The sequence below is a fragment of the Prosthecobacter algae genome (assembly GCF_039542385.1).
In the GTDB taxonomy this organism is placed as follows: domain Bacteria; phylum Verrucomicrobiota; class Verrucomicrobiia; order Verrucomicrobiales; family Verrucomicrobiaceae; genus Prosthecobacter; species Prosthecobacter algae.
Genome location: NZ_BAABIA010000001.1, coordinates 676,483 through 695,202 on the forward strand (window position 1 = coordinate 676,483; position 18,720 = coordinate 695,202).

Genomic DNA, 18,720 nt, shown 5'->3' on the forward strand with positions numbered 1-18,720 from the left:
TACCCTTTCCATGAAGCTAAAATCCACCCTCCTCCTGGCGCTGTTCAGCGCTTCTGCCCTTCAGGCTGCCGACTGGTCCGAATGGGGCGGCGGCAAGAGCCGCAACATGGTGTCCGAAGAAAAAGGACTGCCGCTGGAATTCGAACCTGGGAAAAAGTACGGTCCCAAGGCCGCACCAAAGATCGCGGGTCGTCTGCGTCCGAATGCTGAAGAGGCCAACAAAGGCCCCGGCGCTGAAGATGTGGACATGAGCACCACCAAGAACTGCCTCTGGGTGGCCAAGCTGGGTTCCCAGACCTACGGCACGCCCATCATTGCCGATGGCAAAGTCTACGTAGGCACCAACAACGAAACCCCGCGCGACCCGAAAAACATCGGTGACCGTGGCATCGTGATGTGCTTTGAAGAGAAGACTGGCAAGTTTCTCTGGCAGCTCGTTTCCCCTAAAATGGGCAGCGGCAAGGTTAATGACTGGGAGTACCTGGGCATCTGCGCCAGCCCGACCATCGTTGGCAACCGCGCTTATGTTCCTGGCAACCGCTGCCAGATCATCTGCCTGGATGTCGAAGGCATGGCCAACGGCAACGATGGCATGAAGGACGAGGCCCAGTTCATGGCAGTGCCAGACAAGGATGGCAAGCTGACCCCGGTGGAACCCGGCCCGCAGGATGCAGACATCATTTGGGTCTATGACATGTACAAGGAACTCGGCGTCTTCCAGCACAATGCCACGGCTGGTTATCCGCTGATCATTGGTGATAAGCTCTTTGCTCCGACCTGCAACGGCGTGGACTGGACGCACACCAACATTCCATCCCCACAGTCTCCCAGCTTCATCATGCTGAATGCCAACGATGGCACGCTCATGGGTGAAATGGACCATGTGGCCAGCGAGCGCGTGCTTCATTGCTCCTGGTCCAGCCCGACCTACACGGAGGTCAATGGCAAGCCGCAGATCGTCTTCGCCGCCGGCGATGGCTGGGTTTACTCCATGGCCCCGGAGACCGAGAAGAAGGACGACTTCGACATCCTCAAGGAATACTGGCGCTATGACGCGAACCCGCCTGAGTATCGCAAAAACGATGCGGGTGAGCCGATCAAGTATGTGGAATACGACGGCCCGAGCGAGATCATCGGCACCCCTGTGGTGTATGACGGCCTCGTTTACGTTGCCATCGGCCAGGACCCTGAGCACGGTGAAGGCGTGGGCATGCTGAGCTGCATTGACCCCAAAGGCACGGGCGATCTTTCCGGTAAAGCTGTCTGGACCTTCAAAGGGATCGAGCGCTCCATCTCCACTTGCGCCGTCAAAGATGGCCTGGTTTACATCGCCGACTACACTGGCCGCCTGTTCTGCCTCGATGCCAAAACCGGCAAGGAATACTGGAAGTTCGACACCAAGGGCCACATCTGGGCCAGCCCGCTCGTCGCGGATGGCAAGGTGTACATTGGCAACGAAGAAGGCGAACTGTTCATCCTGGCCGAAGGCAAGGAGCTCAAGGAACTGAAGACCATCGAATTCCCATCCCCTCTGCTGGGCGGTCTGGTCGCTGCCAACGGCTGCCTCTACGTCGCCACCCACACCCACCTGTATTGCTTCAAAGAAGGCGGTACCCCGGTGGAAACGGCCGGCGCTGAATAAGCTGGACTCGGTTTTCCAAATCTCAAAGTGGGCTAGAGGGCAACCTCTGGCCCACTTTTTTTTGGCAGTATCCGAAGCCTCCAGGAAACCATCTGCCCATTTTTTAAAACTTGCTGCCGGGATGCAAGAGAGCGGCTGCGGTGTGCTTTTCACATTTCGTGACCCCACTCTCTCGCCGTCATTTCCTCGGTTCCGTAATGGCTATTCCTGTGATCGGCTCTCCTGCCGCCGCTCTGGCTGCATCATCCCCGACATCCTTCGAGTTTGTTTTTCTCACGGACCCTCATATCCAGCCAGAGCTTGGTGCGGTGGAAGGAGTGAAGCAGTGCTTCGCGAAAGTGAATGAACTGAAACCTGCCTTTGTCGTCACTGGGGGCGATTTGATCATGGATGCCCTGGCCGTGGGTGAAACGCGAGTTCATCTGCAGTGGGACTTATGGGATGAAGTCATGAAGACATTGCAGCCGCAGGCTTACCACACGATTGGCAACCACGATGTCTGCGGTTGGTCCCGCAAGGCGGTGCTCAAAAAAGACCATGCTGACTATGGCAAGAAGCTCTTTGCAGACCGATATGGAAAGGGCAGGACATACCGCAGCTTTGACCATGGCGGCTGGCACTTCATCCTGCTCGATAGCATCGCTTTGGGGGAGGATGGTGGCTACAAAGGCTGGATTGATGATGATCAACTAGCCTGGTTGCAGGATGATCTGGAAAAGGTAGGACGGCAGACTCCCATCATTCTGGTCAGTCATATTCCTTTCTACAGTGTCTGGCATCAGGTGATCCAGGGGCCAGAGGTCACTCTAGGCCCGGGGGCTTTGGTCGGAAACGTGCGCGAGTTTCGGAAATTACTGGCTGGTTACAACCTGCGGCTTGTGCTCAGCGGTCACGGTCATATCTCCGAACGTATTCAGTTCGACAAGGTGACTTATCTGCAAGGTGGCGCGGTTAGCGGCATGTGGTGGAAGGGGCCAGTTCACGGCAACCCCGAAGGCTTTGTCCACATCACTTGCCATCAGGATGGGCGTTTTGAGGATCGTTACATAAGTTACGATTGGGCACCTCGTAAATGATCCGTTCGCTAGCAGTATCCAATGCTGGGAAGCTGGGTCTGGCTGGAAATCATCGTGGCTGGAAGAGCTGATTCGATGAAGACAGCGCCGCCGATATTCCACGGTCCGATACTGGCAATGGCTTGCCTGCTGAGGGCGTGCCAGCAGTAGGTTAACGTAGTCGAACAGGAAGTTAGGCCAGCCCATCCATGCCACCTGTGCTGGTGGCGAAGGCTTCCTCCTGCAGGCCGAGGCGGTGTAGGGTGCTGAGGTAGAGGTTCGGCAGCGGGTAGTTGTTCTTTTGGTCGAAGGCGAGATGCTGGCCGTGTTTGAAACCGCCTCCGGCGAAAAGCACGGGCATGTTCTTGTTGTCGTGGCTGGAGGCATTGCCCAGGTTGGAGGTCATGAGGACCATCGTCTCATCCAGCATGGAGTCGGCCTTCAAGCGGCGCAGGAAGCCGCCCCATTCGTTGATCATGCCCTGTTCCACGATGGCAAGCTGGCGCAGCTTTTCCTCGTTCATGCCGTGGTGGCTGAGGCCGTGGTAGCTTTCATCCACGCCATCCAGTCCGGTGACCGCATTGCCCGTGACATGCAGGGTGACAAAACGGGTGGAGTCCGTGGCGAGGGCCAGGTGAATGATGTCCAGGTAGATGCGCTCCACGGCCACCTCGTTATCGCGTGGGATTTGAGTGGGAGCCTTGGCATTGACCTTGGGCTTGGGCTTGCGGATCCACTCCTCATTGGCGACAAGGCGCTGCTCCAGGTCCCGCACACTGGTGAACCAGGCGTCTAGTTTGTCCCGGTCCCCGGCACCGACTTCACGCATGAGGGTCTTGGCCTCGGCCCCGACGACGTCCATGACGCTGCGCCCACGGCGGATCAGCTCGGTCTGCCGCTCTTGTTCAGCAGCGTTGTCGTTAACAAAAAGTTTGGCGAAGAGCTTCATCGCGTTGTTCTCCGCCGGGATCATGGCTCCGTTTTCCGTGTAGGCGGGACTGCTCTGGCTGTTGGTGTTGAGCACCAGGGATGGGAAACGAGTCTCGTGGCCCAGATGCTTGGCCATCAGTTGGTCTAGCGAGATGGTGTTTCGGGAGGTGGCTCCGCGCTGGTTGGGACAGGCCGAAAAGATGCTCCCCTCGGCGGTGTGACCACCGGAGACCCCGGGATGGGAGGAGCCGGAGATGACGGTGAAGTCCTGGCGGATGTCCTGCAGGGATTGCAGGTATTGGGAGGGCTTGTAATCACGTCCGGCGGTTTCGGGCACGAGGTGGGGATTGTGCAAACCGAGGGCGAGGCTGATGCCGACGAAACGTTTGGCCTGGCGTGCCTCTGGCACGGCGGCAAAGGCGGGAGTCATCGACTCTAGCACAGGCAGTCCCAGGGAAATGCCGAGGCCACGCAGGACGGTGCGACGCGAGAGGTGGCGCTTGGTGGTGAAGGAGGCTGAGTTCATGGGGGGAGGGACTACTTGTGCGTGAAGACGGGGCTCTTCACGGCTTCTAGGATCAACGAGCGAAGGCCGAAGTTCTTGCCTTTAGCCTGGGTGACAATGGCCTCCACGGCCTCGCGGTCGCCAAAGCGGATGGGCGCACCGGTGGCGTAGGTGAGGAACTGGCCGACAAATCCGACGGCGAGTTGCTCGGGCTTATGAAGATAGATTTGCTTCCAGCTTTGCAGGTCGGCGAAGGGATCGCCCTTTGGCGTGGTGCCGGAGGCCACAATAGGAACGCCTTTACCACGGAGACCGTAGCGCTCGCGCCAGACCCCGACGGGATCGAAGTTTTCCAAAACGAAGCCGGGCGGGTCGATCGTGGCGTGGCAGGAGTTGCACGATTCGTTGGAGCGATGTTTTTCCAACTGGTCACGAATGGAGGTGGCGCCACGGATGTCGGGCTCGATGGCGGGGATGTCTGGCGGTGGTGGCGGGATGTGCTGACCCAGCAGGCGCTCATTGACAAACACCCCGCGAATGACCGGGGAAGTGGTGGTACCATCGGCGGTGACTTTTAGAATGGAACCCTGAGTGAGCAGGCCGCCACGGATGACATCCTTGGGGTTAGTCAGCGAAATCTTTTGCAGGCCCTGGCCCGGTGTCACCTCGGCGGCGGCCTGATAATGCCGGGCGAGACGGCCATTGAGGAAGGTGAAGTCGGAATCTACCAGGTGGGTGACGGCGAGGTCCTTTTGCAGCAGCTCAGTGACATAGGCACGAGTCTCGTGCAGCATGGACTCCTGCACCACAGGATCAAAAGCAGGGTAAAGCCGGGTGTCAGGGGAGGTGAAGTCAATTTTCGTGAGCTTGAGCCATTGGTCGGTAAAGCTGCGGATGAAGCGCTCTGCCTTGGGATCTGCGAGCATGCGCTCCACCTGCTGCGCGAGCACATCCGGCTGCTGTAGGCTGCCATCGGTGGCCAGTTTCAGCAGGGCCTTGTCGGGCTGGCTGAGCCAGAAAGTGTAGCTGAGACGGGCTGCGAGGGCGTGGGACTCCAGCTCACCAGGGGCCTCGATGAAGGTGAGGAAGCGTGGTGAGCACAGAATGGTGCGGTAGGCGACTAACAAAGAGTCTGTTAAGGATCCACCAGCGGCCAGGGCTTGACGCCCCATGTCCAGATACGGGGCCAGTTGCTCATCTGTCACCGGACGGCGGAAGGCGCGGCGGGCAAAGCGAGCGACCAGTTTGTCCAGCGCGGTGGCGGGGTCGGCCTTTTTCAGATTCGTCTCGCCGAACAAATGGCGGTGCACGCTGGCGCGATCCGCCACGGGATAGATGCGCTGCATCTCGATGCCACGATGGGCGATGCCGGAGAAACCATCGCCTGCGAGGTCGCGTCCTTTGAAGGAGACATTGCCGCCCTGGGCCCCGGTGGGGGCGCGGCGCAAAGTGGCATCGTTCGGCTTCAGTTCCAGCATGTGGCCTTTGTGCATCCAGGCTTCATAGACGAGGTCGCGCGGTTCTGGCGTGGCCTCGATGAGGCCGATCATGTACAGCATGGGAACGTTTGAGACGCAGGCACCCGAGCGCAGCGTTCCCCAGACGGCCCCGCCAGGGCCGGGATTGATGGACTCCACCCCACGCACCGTGATGCGATACCAGCCATCGTCTGGAACGGCAGTGGCGGTCATCTTGCCAAAGAACTGGAGCGTGATGGGCCAGGAGAGACTGCGTCCATCGCGGGATTCCGGGCCACGATAGTTGCCACGGGTGACTTCCGCCAGTTGATCGGGGGTGAAGGACTTGCTGAATTTGGCATCGCCTTTCAGCACGCGCTCAAAGGCTTCGGCCAGGGCTAGGTCTGCCACATCCAGGTAACGGGCGAGCTGGTGGTGGGAAAGCTGCTGGCCGTCCGCCACGGTGGCAAAGCCGTGCGATTCAGGATCCTCCGGCAGCAGATCTTTGAGTGGGATATCAATGCCCAGGAGATCATGAATCGTATGTTCATACTCCACACGGGTGAGCCTGCGGCTGCGCACCCGGCCTAGCCTGGCGGTCTCTTCTTGATCTGCGCGAGTGAGATCGCCTTGCAGCTTGGACAGGAAGGTTTTCACCGCAGCCGCTTCTGGGCGATCGCTTTTTTTGGGCGGCATTTCGCCTTCATGCACCCGGTCAAACACTCGCACCCAACGGCGCAGGCTCTCTGGATTCTTCAGGTCAAAACTCACCGCCTGGAGATTCAGGCCACCCTTTTGCACATCGTCGTCATGGCACTCCACGCAGTGCTGATCCAGAAACGCAGACACAGGGGCTGGTGGCGGAGTAGGGGCTGCATGGAGCGAACTCAGCAGTAGAGCCGAGGTGAGCAGAACGGAAAAGCGGGGGGGCATTTTAAGGGGAACGCAGGAAACGGGGGCAGTTATCAGCGGCTTGCGTGCCACCAGTTCATCCGGTGGATGATGGCGCAGAATGCTGGCTTCGGCAAAAAATCCTGTCGCAGGTGAGGACTCCGAAACGTTCTTGAACGGAAGCCGCGACTTTTACCAATCCATGAAAACTCTCCTGACTCTCCTCTCCATGATCTCCCTCTCCGTCTCCGCTGCCGATCTTCAGGCCATCCCGCTGAAAACGATCGATGGCAAAGATGCCTCCTTGAAAGACTACGCGGGCAAGGTGCTGCTGATCGTGAACGTGGCCTCCGAATGCGGCTACACCAGCCAGTATGCTGGCCTGCAGGCACTGCATGAAAAGTATGCGAAGGATGGGTTCTCCGTGCTCGGCTTTCCCTGCAATGACTTTGGTGGTCAGGAGCCAGGCTCAGAGGCCGACATCAAGACCTTTTGCAGCAGCCGCTACAAGGTCAGCTTTCCCATGTTTTCCAAGGTCTCCATCACCGGGGAAAACAAACACCCACTGTTTGCTGAGCTGACCTCCACCAAACCAGTGCAGTGGAACTTTGAAAAGTTTCTGTTGGGCAAGGATGGTCAAGTGATCGCTCGCTATGGTTCGGATGCCGAACCTGAAGGTGGGGACATCGAGGCGGCTGTAAAAACGGCCTTGGTAAAATAGGCTTATAAAATAAAACTTTTAACCTTTTCTGAATCCGTCTGTGTTTTCGCAACGCAAATGCTTGTGTGAACACTCAATCTTTGACATGGATGAACCCATCCGCCTCTCGGGGCGGAAAATGGGTGTTTCCTGTCACGGTCGCGAGACGCCCCCAAGCTGTTCCAGTCTCCCTCATGCCTTCCTCTGAAATCAGCGATGAATCTCTGCTCCAGCGCGCCGGTGCTGGAGACATGCGCGCCTTTGAGGTGCTGTATGATCGTTATTCACCTCGATTGTTAGGCCTCCTGCGCCAGATGCTGGGGGATGAGCGCGAGGCGGAGGACGTGTTGCAGGAAGGGTTTCTCTACCTTTGGGACCACGCCCGTGACTATGATGTGGGCCGCAGCCGCGCCTTCACCTGGACCGTGATGATTTTCCGCCACAAGGCCATTGATCGGATGCGGGCGTTAGGACGGCGCCAGCGCCTGAATGAAACCGCAGCCATCGAGCACGCCACCCTGGGGGTCTCTGGCAATAGTGCAGACGAAACCATGCAGATGAAAGAACGCCAAAAGCAGGTGCACGCTGCCCTGCTGGCCCTGCCCGGCGAGCAGAGAAAACTGATCGAGTTCGCCTTTTTAAAGGGACTCACTCACCAAGCCATTGCCGAAGACATGCACCTGCCCCTGGGCACCGTGAAAACGCATATCCGGCGCGGCCTGCTGAAACTGCGAGACCTCATGAAAGGAGGGCGCGCGTGATGGACGAGCAACAAGAAGAACTGGCAGCGCTGAACGCACTGCATGCCCTGGATGATTCCGAGCGAAGCGCGCTGGAAATTTCGCGCAGTCGTGACGCTGAGCTGGACGATCTGGCCGCTGAGCTTGAACTGACGGCGGCGGAACTCGCCTCCCTGGTGCCTGCGGTCACTCCGCCACCAGCCCTGAAAGCCTCCATCATGGCTCAAGTGCGCGAGCGCGCCTCTGCCAAGAAATTGAAAAGCCCGGCGACTTCTTCACGTGCACAGCCCATCGCCTGGGGCATGGCTGCAGTGTTGGCGGCTGGTTGTTTCTGGCTCTGGAACGAACGCAGCCAACTGGCGCAGCAAGTGGCCGCGATGGCAGAAGTAGAAGCGGAAGCACGCAACCAGCTCATCCGGGTGCGCGATGAACGCGATGCTCTGGACGAGAAAAACGCGAAAGCCGCCCAGGAGATGGGGCAGCTTGCCGCCCAACTCGAAGGCATGCGTGAGCGCAGCCAGATCACTCAGCAGCAGTTGGTGACTCTCACTCAGGAGATCTCCGAGCTGCGGAAAAAGGATGCCTTTGCCCAGGTGCAAATCGCGACGCTGCAAAGTACTGTGGCCGCCTACAAAGAGGGCGTGGCTGTGGTGGTCTGGGACAGTGAGAAACACCAAGGACTGCTGAAACTGGAAAAGATGCCGCCTGTGGAATCTGGCAAGGACTACCAGCTCTGGGTAGTGGACCCGAAGAATCCAACACCTGTGAATGCAGGGGTGGTGCAGGTGGATGCTCAGGGCTTTGCCAAAGTGGAGTTCAAGCCTGTGGATGATGTCAGCAGTGCGGCGAAATTTGCTCTCAGTGTCGAGCGAGAGGGCGGTGTGCTGAAGAACGAAGGCCCCATCATCCTCATCGGCCCTTGATAGCTTTGCCACGAATGCCCTCACTCTAGTGAGGGCATTTTCGTTTGCATCCTTCGCGATAGATAGGGCAACATTACTTCGGAGGCAAAAGGGCTTGTCCCCGCCATGTACGGCCAGCCTGTTGCCACTCCGATATCCACGAAAAAAGCCCATGCTTTCGCATGGGCTTTGGACTTTACCGGGAGGCGGAGGATTACTCGCGCGCTACGCCGTTGTTCCAGGCGGAGTACATTTCCTCGACGGTGGGGATTTCCAGCGTGCGGACGATGCGGAAGCCCAGCCAGGTGGCATCGGTGAGATACCAGATGCTCTTGGGCAACTGCGGGTCTTGCTGTTTCCAGGCAGGCTCCGAAGCACGGCGGGAGGCGCTGCGGAGGAATTCGGCATCGTCATCGTAGGTGCCGCCACGGGCAGTGTGTGGGTAGGGGGTCTTGGAAGGAACCCACTTGTTACCCACAGCTCCGTTGCCCAGGCTTTTGTAGGTGCCTTCGTTGTATTGGTCCAGCGTCCACTCGCAGACGTTGCCATAGATGTCGTAGAGGCCCCAGGGATTGGGCTTCTTCTTGCCGATGGTGCTGTATTGGAAGTTAGGCGCGTTGTCGAAATACCAGGCGTATTCGCCGAGGTCTTTCGGATCGTCACCAAAGAAGTAGGCGGTGGTGGTGCCGGCGCGGGCAGCGTATTCCCACTCAGCCTCGGTAGGCAAGCGGTAGAAATGGCCGGTCTGGGCGCTGAGCCACTGGCAATATTTGTTGGCGGCGTGCTGCGTCATGCAGATGGCGGGGAAGCCATTGCGGCCCATGCCAAAGTCCATCGGCTGGTAGGGCGGGGTCGGCTGGGAGATGAGGTCTTCCGGTTTGTCGTTAGGCGACCACACTTTGCGGCTGCCATCCTTGTTGCGGCCTTCAGCGGTGAGCTGGAAGGGTTCGTACTCATCCCATGTCACCTCGTATTTGCCGATCCAGAAAGGCTTGATCTGCACCTTCACCTGCGGGCCTTCATCATCCGCACGATTCGCTTCGCCTGCCGGGCTGCCAAGCAGGAACTCACCACCCTTGATGGCCACCATAGAGTATGGAGCACCCGTCTTTGGCACCTTGGCATCATACGACTTCATGTCGGCCTCAGTCTTTTCCTTGGCGGTGGCGACGATCTTGGCGTGGATCTTTTTCACCAGTTCCATCGTGTCTGGATTGTTGGTGGGGGCGGCGCCTTTTTCTTTGGCCTTGAGGGTCACACCTTCCGGCCACACGGCCCCTTGCTCGATCCAGCCTTTCAGCATGGCGATTTCTTCTTTCTTCAGGGGGCCGCCGCTTTTGGCCGGCGGCATGAGATCGTCGTCATCTGCACCCAGGGTGGTGAGATGATAAACGGCGCTTTTGGCTAGGTCGAAGGCGACGATGTTAGGGGCGTTTTCGCCGCTTTCGAAGGCTTCCTTTTTCGTGCTGAGGATGTAGTCTCCTTTGTCCTTTTCAGGGTTGTGGCAGCTCACACAGTTCTGTTCCAGGATGGGCTGGATGTGCTTCACGAAGTCAATGCGAGGCTTCACTTCCAGGGTCACACCGGCGGGCCATTCGGCACCCTGTTCGATCCAGTTTTTGATGACTTCGATCTGGTTGGCGGCCAGGAGGCCTTCTTTGACTGGCGGCATCACCATTTCATCTTCGGCTGGAAGGATGAGGGTGGTGTAAATGGCACTCTTTTTCAGGTCGCCCGCTGTCAGGCCTGGGCCGTTTTCATTTCCCTTGATCATGTCTTCCTTCGTGTGCAGACGGAAGTCGCCTTTGTCTTTGTCTACACCGTGGCAGTGCGTGCAGGCAGCTTCGAGGATGGGTTTGACCTGGGTATGGAAATCCACCTTCGTGGCGGCTGCCGCGGTGAGTCCGGGCATCGCAGCGAGGGCGAGAAGGGCAGAGGTTAGTGGGCGGTGGGCTGACATGGAAGGCTTGGTTTTAGCATGAGTGGACGTTTTTGTCCACCCAGGAGGGGGGCGACGGTAACAGCGGCTGAGGATGGGTTTCTGGATGGGAAAGGTCTTCAACTTTTGAAGACCGCGATTTGTACGTCACTTCCGAGCCGATTCTGACGCCAATCTGTATTATTCTGCTTGTTGGCAAGATCATCGTGCTCTTTGGCGCTTCTCCTTTGAGTCACTGTTACGATTTGTCCACCCTTGATGAAATTGCTTTTTCTCACCGCCTCCTTCTTTTGGATTCTCGCCCCCGTGCTGCCCGCAGGGCTGACGCTGCGTTCGCTCGGGGCGAAGGGCGATGGTGTGACGGATGATCGTTCGGCCATTGAGGCTGCTTTGAAGCAAAGCGCCGGCCAGCCGGTGGATGGCGAGGGGCTGACCTATGCCGTGCATGGCTCCGTCCACGCCCGTGTGGCGGTGGATCTGAGCAACGCCACTCTCCTGCAAACAATGGGCGCTGTGGACACGGCGAAGTTTATCCGCTCCACTCAAAACACCACGGCTCCCACGGTGGTGCCGCCAGAGTCTTTGACCAAGATGGTCAATGGAGTGCCGCTGCTGCGCTATGATGCCGTGGCCACCTATGCCGAAGATCCGCTGGTGACTGGGGCCGATCTGCAGGCCATTCGCGCGATGCTAAACATCCGCACGCTTTTCATCTATGGCACCGACAACCAACCGGTGCCGGTGAAGCTGGCCAAGGTGAAAATCCTGCGTGGCAATCACGCCGAGGCTGGCATGCACTCGAACTCTGCCGGACTCTATCTGGTGAATGCAGGCCCAGTCACGCTGAAGGAGATCGAGATCACTGGCGATGGCAAGGGGGCAGGCCTCTACCTCAACCGCTGTGCGAAGGTGCGGATGGATGGGCTGAACATCCATGACATCCATTGGGCCCCGTATGCAGGAGATGTGACGTTTTCCAGCGAGGTGCTGGCCCGTGACTTTGGCTGGAACAACAGCCCCATGTATGATTTTGATGAGCGTGCCGGGCGCTTCATCCGCGTGCGGGTGCAGGAGCAGCTTACCGGCATGACGATTGGCAATTCCGAAGATGTAGAGATCATTAACTCACGGATCGAGCGGATCGGTACCCGCATTGATGGCAAGTTCCTGCCTTGGCAGGCCGATGGCGTGACCGTGGGCGGTGTGAAGGGACTGGTGATGCGGGACTGCGTGATCACGAATACCTGGGAGGGCATTGATCTCACAGGCAAAGGTGTGGATGGCTTTGTACAAGAGAACATCCGCATCAGCGACAGTTTCGCTTACGGCTTCAAGTACGCGCATCCGCAAAAGAACGGCAAAGTCATCAACTGCACTTCGGAGCGCGCAGGCTACCGCAGTTTCACCATCGGGTCCGAGAGCGAGAACATCGAATTCATCAACTGTGCTGCTTTGGAAACTGGAGTGCAGGGTTACTGGGTGCGCCCTGGTCGGCCTTCTAACGGCATCGCAGGATTTGAACTCGGCTTCGGTGATGGTCTATCCCCGCGCAACATCACTCTCAAAAACTGCCGCGCTGAAAACGTGCAGTTCCCGCAGGCGATGGAGTTTGGTTTTTCAACCAGTGACCGTGCGCGAAACCCTGAGCTGAACATCCGGCTGATCAATCCCAAGACTGTCGGCGCGACCATCCGGGCGATTGATGGATTCAAAGCGGAGTGATGGGCTAGGCGTTGCCTGAGCAACTGCGCAGAACGAAAAATAGCACCGCACTGCCCGCCACGGAGACAAGAATTGAGCTGATACAGCCGAGCCGATTGGAGAAGAAGACGAACATCGCGGTGGATGGTTGATTCAGCGGGCAGGAGCGGAAGACCGCCCCTGCTTACTGGTCGAATCTTTTCCTCAATGGCGCTGGAGGCGGTCCAGTGTGTGCTCAAGCGTGGCCTTTAGTTTTTCGGCAGCGCCGTCCATGGCGAATGCGATGGTTTCCGCCTTATGCGTTACGGCAATGGGCGGATGACCTTCCAGCCGTGCTTCCATCATGCAGCGCTTGTCTTGAGGGCCGCTCTTTTTGCTGTTCTCGTCATGAACATGAACTTCCACGCGTGTCACGTGGTCACTGACATGAGAAAGAGCGTCTGTGACGACGGCTTCAGCTTCAGCCGTGAATTCCTGACGGCCCGTGATGTGATTGTCGGTATTGACTTGGATGATCATGGTGGTTGGGGTTGTCGTTGTCTTATGTATTCGTTTGAGACAGTGGTTTGGCGTGGCTCGTTGAGATAAATAAGCGTGGATTTCCTGAATCGGCATCCGAGATGCAGACCAGCCTAGATGGGGACATGGCGGTCCGGTATTAGACCATCTCCGCCATCGTGCCACGGGTCACCCCGAGCTGGGACTGGGCCTTGAGATCCCGCCAGATGTCTTCGCCCCCGCGCTGGGAGGCGAGGAGTGACTGGTAGGTGCGGATGATGCGCAGGGACTCGTCTTTGGTCTGCTCCAGCAGTTCCACCCGGTAGTGGCGCAGGCCGGTCTGCATGAGGCCATTGAAGTATTGGGCTCCGGTCTGCGGCACGGCATTGAAGAGCGTGTTGCGGCAGCCGACATCGGCCTTCAACGGGTGCTCCATGCCGACACGGTCGCGCAGGCGCACCTTGTGCTTTTCGCAGGGGCGACCGCAGTTGGTGAAGTCCGTGCCTTCGGAAAGGAAGGCGGCGAAGGCGCAGTGCTCCATGTGAAACATGGGCATGTGCTGGTGCAGGGTGATCTCAAACCAGGATGGTGGTGCGCCTTCGATAAGGGCGAGGACCTGGTCAATGTTGAGATCGTAACTGATGGTCAGGCGCTCCAGGCCGGTCTGCTTCAGGAAGTCAGCAGTGAGCGGATTGGCCACGTTCAGGGAGAAGTCGCCGGTGATGGGGATGCCTGCATCACGGAAGAAGGCGATGGCTCCGAGGTTGCGGATGAGCACACCGTGGGGCTCGGCCCGGCTGATGAGTTTGAAGATGCCTGCCTCGCCCGATTTCTGGATGCGTGGTGTGGCGAGGTAGATGCGGGAACTGCTGTTCTCCTTCACATATTTCACGGCATCGGCATACTGGCGCACGTCTTCGAAGTCCACGTAGAGATGAGCCACGCCAGCCTCCAGAGCGGCCTCGATCTGCTGCTGATCACGGCAGAGAATGTGCAGGGAAGGGGAGGCGTCTGCGGTGCCGTGTTCGGCTGAAACCAGGCTGCCCACTTCCGCCAGCATTTGTGTGACCGAGCGCGTTGATGGAGTTCGCTGCACGGGGGCGGAGCCGATGAACTTCAGGTCGGCGCTCACCAGGGAGCGGCGCATGCGGTTCAGTTCGCTGACAGGCAGGATGACGTTGCCTTCCAGATGAAGGTCCAGGGTGCCGAGTTCAAAGGGCGTGCCGCCGAGACGGCCTAACTGATTTTGCAATGTCTCCTGGGTGAGCGGTCGTTGAAGGGCCTGCTCCAGCAGGATGCTGGAGGTGACCTTGACGCCCTGATCTTTGACTTCGATGACCAGCGGTTCTCCAGCCTTGCCGGAGATGATGAGGTCCAGGGGCTGCTTTTTCCGCAGCGGAATATCACCCTGGAAAGTCTGGCGGAGGCGTTGTTCGAGGGCCTGATCCCCCGTTTTGAAAATGCGGGTGCCCGGGGCGATGAGATCCGTGCTGAGACGGCCATGCTGGAATTCGATCCAGTTGCCATGCTGGCCATAGATGCGGCCGCCCTGCTCGTTGTTGGTGTCCTGGAGGTTTTCGAAAACGACGCCGTCGCCGTTCTTGAGGTGATCGGGGATTTCTTCCAGCTCGATGGCATCGCGCGCGACGGAGCGGACTACGCCGACATAATAACCGCGCTTTTTTCCGTAGTAGGCACCCACCAGTTCCTGGTGGTTCACGCCATGCATCCAGCCGCTGTAAAGGCCGCGGGAGAAGGTCATCTCCAGTTCATAGCGATCTTCCTCGGTGATGATTTCGCTGAGGTCTTTGTCTGCGAGGGCAGCATCAATGGCCTTGCGGTAAACGCGGGTGACGGCGGCGACGTACTCGGGGGTCTTGAGGCGGCCTTCGATTTTAAAACTTCGGATGCCCAGCTCGATGAGGCGCGGGATTTCCTGCACGGCGGCGAGGTCTTGGGGGCTGAGGAGGTAGCGCTTGTCGCCGAGGTCCTTCAGCTCGCCATCCACGACCATCTCATAGGGCATGCGGCAGGCCTGGGCACACTCACCACGGTTGGCACTGCGGCGACCTAACGATTCGCTCGTCAGGCACTGGCCGCTGTAAGCGACGCAAAGCGCACCGTGGACGAAGACTTCCAGAGGGACGTCTGGTTTGTCATTGGCCTGGAAGCGCTCCAGCTCGCGCAGGCTCAATTCGCGGGCGAGCACGGCTTGGTCAATGCCCAGGGTATTGGCCAGTTCCAGTCCCTCGGGGGAGGTGATGGTCATCTGTGTGCTGGCGTGCAGGCGCAGACCGGGGGCCAGTTGCTTCACCATGCGGGCGAGGCCGAGATCCTGAATGATGACGGCATCCACCCCGGCGGCTTCCAGCTCGCGGAGCTGGGTTTCTGCATCGGCCAGTTCGCTGGTGAAGATGAGGACGTTGAAAGCGCAGTAACCTTTGACTCCGTGACTGTGGAGAAAGCGCATCAGCTCCGGCAGATCTTCAGCCGTGAAGTTGTCTGCCCGCATGCGGGCATTGAAGCGGGGCAGGCCAAAGAAGATGGCGTCGGCACCATTGGCGACGGCGGCACGGGCGCACTCCCAGTTCCCGGCAGGGGAGAGGAGTTCAGGCAGATGAAGGGGGCGGGGCATGGGCGGTGAGGAGGCTCAAAACAAGCCGTGATGAGCGGGAGAAACGGGTGCCAGATATCGAAGCAAACCGAGAGAAGGCACCTGGGGAGCGGCATAAAACCGCCCCGAACCCTCACGATAGGCCAGAAATGGCCATTTGTCACGCCATCGTGACGACGACCGAGGGATCCCACTGGGCGCGTAGGTGGTGGACGGCGGCGATGATTTCCTGCACAGCCTGGGGAATTTCGGCCTCGGTGCTCAGCCTGGAGAGCGACAAACGCAGGGTGCTGGCGGCATGGCGTGCATCGTATCCCATGGCCTCCAGTACGTGAGAGGGGTGCAGGGAGGCGGTGTGGCAGGCGGAGCCGCCGGAACAGGCGATGCCTTTTTGATCCAGACGAATGAGTAGGGCGGCAGCATCCACACCAGGGAAATGAATGGAGGAGGTGGTGGGCAGGCGGGGAGCGGACTGGCTGTGGATTTCCACCTCCGGTAGGGCGGCGAGGAGCTGCTGTTCTAGCAGATCGTGCAGGGGACGGATGTTGGCAGGGCTGTTCAGGGCCAGTTCGGCCGCTTTTCCCAGGGCGACGATGCCGGGGACGTTTTCCGTGCCGCTGCGCCGTTCCCTTTCCTGGCCACCGCCGATGATCAGGGGCTGAAAGGGGGCGTGGTGACTAACAAACAATGCGCCAATGCCTTTGGGCGTGTGCATCTTGTGCCCGCTGAAGCTGAGGTAGTCTACGCCTACGCTGTGCACATCAACGGGCATCTTACCTACCATCTGCACGGCATCCGCATGCACCAGGGCTCCCGCAGTATGGGCCAGGGCGGCGATCTCGGCCATGGGCTGGATCACCCCCGTTTCATTGTTCGCCCAGAGCATGGAGACGAGGGCGGTTTGGCCGGGAACGAGAGCAGCCTGCAGGGCCTCCATGTCCAGCAGGCCATTCGAGTGTACAGGAATGCTTTTCACCTGGCCGCCCTGGGCCTGCCAGCGTGCGGCGCACTCCAGGGTGGCCGGGTGCTCGGTGGCACTGATGATCAGCAGCGGACGATCTGGCCAGGTGTGACGGGCCGAAAGATGGATGGCGTTGATGCTCTCCGTGGCACCGCTGGTGAAGATGATCTCTGGGGCTTCGGCACCGATGAGAGCGGCCACTTGTCCACGAGCCCGTTCCATGGCTCGGCGGGCAAAGCGGCCTGCGGCATGGGAGGAGGAGGCATTGCCATAGTGCTGGGAGAGAAAGGGCAGCATCGCCTCGATCACCGCCGGGTCAGGCGGTGTGGTGGCATTGGCATCTAGGTAGATCATGGTGGCAGGGGAGATACTAATGAATCAGGCCGGGCGTTCTTCAATCCACGTCAGCACCTGCCTGCGCTGCACGGGCAGGCGGCGGTGAAAGCTGTCCTCAATGGCATGCGCAGCCTGGCCCCCGGAAGACGCCCCTTCGCCCACCAGGCCCAGGTCTTCCGCGAGGCGGAGTTCAAAACGCTCGATCAATGCCCGACTCGGATCGTGGTCATTGAGATAGTCCAGGGCCTTGATGAGCAGCTCATGGATGGCCGGAATGGGGGCGTGCGGTTCCACCACCAAAGAGACGAGCTTAACCAAATAAGTAGCAGCGAGCACGCGCCCGTAACTGCTGCGCAGGCCGAGGCGTGGGTTTTGCCAATGCGCCTCGACGAGGGTGTGGAGGTCACTGCTGCGGGAGTGGGTGTAGCTGATGTCGGCGGAGACAAAAAGATCCAGCAGGCCGGCGAAGGCGGACTTGGGGCGCAGCGCCCCTTTGGCAATGGTGCGGAAGAGCCCCTGCTCCGCACTGCACCACTGGACGATCAGCGTCGTCTCCGAGTAGCGTGTGCGCCCGATCAGGATGGCCTCCGTTTTTTCCATGGGTGAGTATGTCCCATTCAAACGGGTCCGCTGCAAGCAGTGCCATTTTTCCTGTGGCGGTGACAGGTCCGCTGATTGCATGGGCCAGGAAGCTGCGTTGTATTTCCACCCATGCTTACCGAATCTTCCCGGCTCCGCGATTTTCCCACGCTGCAAGGCATCACTTACCTGAACACCGCCGCCGAGAGCATCCCGCCCCTGTCCGTAGGTAAGGCATTGCAGGACTATTGGCAGGACAAAACACGCGGGATGCGCGGGCGCGAAGGACACTTTGCCGCGGTGGAAAACTGCCGGGAGATCAGCGCCAAAATGCTGGGCCTGACGACGGAGGAGGTTTCCTTTTGCTCTTGCAGTTCGGAGGCCTACAACCTCCTGGCCAGTGCGCTGAATCTGGGAGCTGGGGATGAGGTGGTGGTGACGGATCTGGACTTTCCCGCTGGGGCGACTCCCTGGCTGCGGGCAGTGCAGCCGCCGGTGGTGCGCCTGTGGAAGGCTGCGGAGGGAGAGCTAAACGCGGCAGATTTGGCTCCATTGCTGAATGAAAAGACGAAGCTGGTGCAGGTCTCCCTGGTGAGCTTTTTCAATGGCCACCGCATCGCCTGGACGGCCCTGCATGAGGCCGTGCGCAGGCTGGCACCGAATGCGCTCATCTCCGTGGACATCACCCAGGCGTTTGGCCGTGTGGAGCTGAACTGTCCCGGTGCCGACATCCTCATCAGCAGCACCCACAAATGGACCCTGGGTGTACATGGAGGCTGCATCATCGGCGTGCCAAAACGGAACGCCCAACGTCTGACGACCCATGCGGGTGGCTGGTACCATTTGAGCAACGCCTTTGATGCGGACCGTTTTGACCGTGCCGTGACCAAGCATGGCGCGCTGAGTTTCTCCGTGGGCATGCCGAACTTTGCCGCGCTCTATGCCCTGAATGCCGCGTTGCGTTACGTGGATGGCGTAGGCGTGGCCACCATCTCGGCCCATGCGGATCCGCTGGTGCGGGAGCTTTATGAAGGTCTCATCGCGCTGGGTTTGAAACCCATGTGTCCGCTGCATGTGGACCTGCCTACGGGGATCATCGCCTTCATGCATGAACGCAGTGGCGAAATCCACGCAGCCCTGGAAAAAGCCGACGTGCATGTGATGCACAGCGCCGGGCGCATTCGCCTGGCCGCGCATGGCTACAACACGCAGGCCGATGTCCGGCGGGCTCTTGAGGTGCTGGGCTCCTGCATGGGATAAGCGAAGCCTG

14 protein-coding genes are annotated in these 18,720 nt (G+C 59.3%); 7 read left to right on the forward strand and 7 right to left on the reverse strand.

Annotated features, from left to right (window positions below):
• Positions 1-10 precede the first annotated feature (10 nt).
• Both ABEB25_RS02710 and ABEB25_RS02715 read left to right on the forward strand, forming a co-directional pair.
• A complete protein-coding gene (locus ABEB25_RS02710; RefSeq protein WP_345734843.1) occupies positions 11-1,642 on the forward strand; it encodes an outer membrane protein assembly factor BamB family protein in 1,632 nt (543 codons plus the stop codon).
• 197 nt (positions 1,643-1,839) lie between these two features.
• Entirely contained in the window at positions 1,840-2,718 is an 879-nt protein-coding gene (locus ABEB25_RS02715; protein ID WP_345734844.1) for a metallophosphoesterase family protein, read from the forward strand.
• A 172-nt stretch (positions 2,719-2,890) separates the two neighbouring features.
• On the opposite strand, the gene ABEB25_RS02720 is transcribed toward ABEB25_RS02715, so the two are convergent.
• Both ABEB25_RS02720 and ABEB25_RS02725 read right to left on the reverse strand, forming a co-directional pair.
• Positions 2,891-4,153, reverse strand: coding sequence for a DUF1552 domain-containing protein (locus ABEB25_RS02720; protein ID WP_345734845.1), 1,263 nt, complete (start codon positions 4,151-4,153; stop codon positions 2,891-2,893).
• A gap of 11 nt (positions 4,154-4,164) precedes the next feature.
• A complete protein-coding gene (locus ABEB25_RS02725; protein ID WP_345734846.1) occupies positions 4,165-6,522 on the reverse strand; it encodes a DUF1592 domain-containing protein in 2,358 nt (785 codons plus the stop codon).
• 160 nt (positions 6,523-6,682) lie between these two features.
• Here ABEB25_RS02725 and ABEB25_RS02730 point away from each other — a divergent pair, with 160 nt between their 5' ends.
• From ABEB25_RS02730 to ABEB25_RS02740, 3 genes are all read left to right on the forward strand, one after another.
• The gene (locus ABEB25_RS02730) at positions 6,683-7,201 is read left to right on the forward strand and encodes a glutathione peroxidase (RefSeq protein ID WP_345734847.1); all 519 of its coding nucleotides are present in this window, start codon (positions 6,683-6,685) and stop codon (positions 7,199-7,201) included.
• A gap of 173 nt (positions 7,202-7,374) precedes the next feature.
• Positions 7,375-7,941: an RNA polymerase sigma factor gene (locus ABEB25_RS02735; protein ID WP_345734848.1), complete on the forward strand. Its 567-nt coding sequence runs from the start codon at positions 7,375-7,377 to the stop codon at positions 7,939-7,941.
• Positions 7,941-8,843 (forward strand): anti-sigma factor domain-containing protein, encoded by a 903-nt coding sequence (locus ABEB25_RS02740; protein ID WP_345734849.1) that lies wholly within the window; start codon positions 7,941-7,943, stop codon positions 8,841-8,843. The genes ABEB25_RS02735 and ABEB25_RS02740 overlap by 1 nt, the downstream gene beginning before the upstream one ends.
• Positions 8,844-9,036: 193 nt before the next feature.
• Here the strand turns inward: ABEB25_RS02740 and ABEB25_RS02745 are convergent, their stop codons facing one another.
• Entirely contained in the window at positions 9,037-10,782 is a 1,746-nt protein-coding gene (locus ABEB25_RS02745) for an SUMF1/EgtB/PvdO family nonheme iron enzyme (protein ID WP_345734850.1), read from the reverse strand.
• 237 nt (positions 10,783-11,019) lie between these two features.
• Between ABEB25_RS02745 and ABEB25_RS02750 the strand changes: the two genes are divergently transcribed.
• The gene (locus ABEB25_RS02750) at positions 11,020-12,483 is read left to right on the forward strand and encodes a right-handed parallel beta-helix repeat-containing protein (RefSeq protein ID WP_345734851.1); all 1,464 of its coding nucleotides are present in this window, start codon (positions 11,020-11,022) and stop codon (positions 12,481-12,483) included.
• Positions 12,484-12,666: 183 nt separating this feature from the next.
• On the opposite strand, the gene ABEB25_RS02755 is transcribed toward ABEB25_RS02750, so the two are convergent.
• From ABEB25_RS02755 to recO, 4 genes are all read right to left on the reverse strand, one after another.
• Entirely contained in the window at positions 12,667-12,981 is a 315-nt protein-coding gene (locus ABEB25_RS02755) for an HPF/RaiA family ribosome-associated protein (RefSeq protein WP_345734852.1), read from the reverse strand.
• 139 nt (positions 12,982-13,120) lie between these two features.
• Positions 13,121-15,595, reverse strand: coding sequence for a U32 family peptidase (locus ABEB25_RS02760; protein WP_345734853.1), 2,475 nt, complete (start codon positions 15,593-15,595; stop codon positions 13,121-13,123).
• Positions 15,596-15,734: 139 nt separating this feature from the next.
• Complete coding sequence (locus ABEB25_RS02765; protein ID WP_345734854.1) at positions 15,735-16,889, reverse strand: cysteine desulfurase family protein; 1,155 nt, start codon at positions 16,887-16,889, stop codon at positions 15,735-15,737.
• A gap of 24 nt (positions 16,890-16,913) precedes the next feature.
• Positions 16,914-17,471 carry a DNA repair protein RecO gene (gene recO / locus ABEB25_RS02770; RefSeq protein WP_345734855.1) on the reverse strand — a complete coding sequence of 186 codons (558 nt, stop codon included), beginning with the start codon at positions 17,469-17,471 and terminating at the stop codon, positions 16,914-16,916.
• Positions 17,472-17,582: 111 nt separating this feature from the next.
• Here recO and ABEB25_RS02775 point away from each other — a divergent pair, with 111 nt between their 5' ends.
• A complete protein-coding gene (locus tag ABEB25_RS02775) occupies positions 17,583-18,710 on the forward strand; it encodes an aminotransferase class V-fold PLP-dependent enzyme (RefSeq protein ID WP_345734856.1) in 1,128 nt (375 codons plus the stop codon).
• The last annotated feature ends 10 nt before the right edge of the window (positions 18,711-18,720 follow it).

Bases quoted from the DNA above. Each gene is read 5' to 3' on its own strand.
- ABEB25_RS02710 (WP_345734843.1), top strand. From the start codon at position 11: ATGAAGCTAAAATCCACCCTCCTCCTGGCGCTGTTCAGCGCTTCTGCC.
- recO (WP_345734855.1), bottom strand. From the start codon at position 17,471: ATGGAAAAAACGGAGGCCATCCTGATCGGGCGCACACGCTACTCGGAG.
- ABEB25_RS02730 (WP_345734847.1), top strand. From the start codon at position 6,683: ATGAAAACTCTCCTGACTCTCCTCTCCATGATCTCCCTCTCCGTCTCC.
- ABEB25_RS02750 (WP_345734851.1), top strand. From the start codon at position 11,020: ATGAAATTGCTTTTTCTCACCGCCTCCTTCTTTTGGATTCTCGCCCCC.
- ABEB25_RS02735 (WP_345734848.1), top strand. From the start codon at position 7,375: ATGCCTTCCTCTGAAATCAGCGATGAATCTCTGCTCCAGCGCGCCGGT.
- ABEB25_RS02775 (WP_345734856.1), top strand. From the start codon at position 17,583: ATGCTTACCGAATCTTCCCGGCTCCGCGATTTTCCCACGCTGCAAGGC.
- ABEB25_RS02760 (WP_345734853.1), bottom strand. From the start codon at position 15,595: ATGCCCCGCCCCCTTCATCTGCCTGAACTCCTCTCCCCTGCCGGGAAC.
- ABEB25_RS02755 (WP_345734852.1), bottom strand. From the start codon at position 12,981: ATGATCATCCAAGTCAATACCGACAATCACATCACGGGCCGTCAGGAA.
- ABEB25_RS02740 (WP_345734849.1), top strand. From the start codon at position 7,941: ATGGACGAGCAACAAGAAGAACTGGCAGCGCTGAACGCACTGCATGCC.
- ABEB25_RS02715 (WP_345734844.1), top strand. From the start codon at position 1,840: ATGGCTATTCCTGTGATCGGCTCTCCTGCCGCCGCTCTGGCTGCATCA.
- ABEB25_RS02765 (WP_345734854.1), bottom strand. From the start codon at position 16,889: ATGATCTACCTAGATGCCAATGCCACCACACCGCCTGACCCGGCGGTG.
- ABEB25_RS02720 (WP_345734845.1), bottom strand. From the start codon at position 4,153: ATGAACTCAGCCTCCTTCACCACCAAGCGCCACCTCTCGCGTCGCACC.
- ABEB25_RS02745 (WP_345734850.1), bottom strand. From the start codon at position 10,782: ATGTCAGCCCACCGCCCACTAACCTCTGCCCTTCTCGCCCTCGCTGCG.
- ABEB25_RS02725 (WP_345734846.1), bottom strand. From the start codon at position 6,522: ATGCCCCCCCGCTTTTCCGTTCTGCTCACCTCGGCTCTACTGCTGAGT.